General features: G+C 44.4%; 2 rRNA genes. Both read left to right on the forward strand.

Going from position 1 to position 369, the window contains the following annotated elements:
• Positions 1 to 130, forward strand: a 16S ribosomal RNA gene (locus AC1DIT_RS28610); the annotation flags it as partial.
• A gap of 145 nt (positions 131 to 275) precedes the next feature.
• Positions 276 to 369 (forward strand): 23S ribosomal RNA (locus AC1DIT_RS28615); the annotation flags it as partial.

Genomic DNA, 369 nt, shown 5'->3' on the forward strand with positions numbered 1-369 from the left:
CGAGAGTTTGTAACACCCGAAGTCGGTGGGGTAACCTTTTTGGAGCCAGCCGCCTAAGGTGGGACAGATGATTGGGGTGAAGTCGTAACAAGGTAGCCGTATCGGAAGGTGCGGCTGGATCACCTCCTTTCTATGGAGAATTGATGAACGCTGTTCATCAATATAAGTTTCCGTGTTTCGTTTTGTTCAGTTTTGAGAGAACTATCTCTCAGAAATAAATGTATGTTCTTTGAAAACTAGATAACAGTGTAGCTCATATTTTTTAATTTTAGTTTGGTTAAGTTAGAAAGGGCGCACGGTGGATGCCTTGACACTAGGAGTCGATGAAGGACGGGACTAACGCCGATATGCTTCGGGGAGCTGTAAGTA

This window comes from Bacillus sp. 05T22 (genome assembly GCF_056396765.1).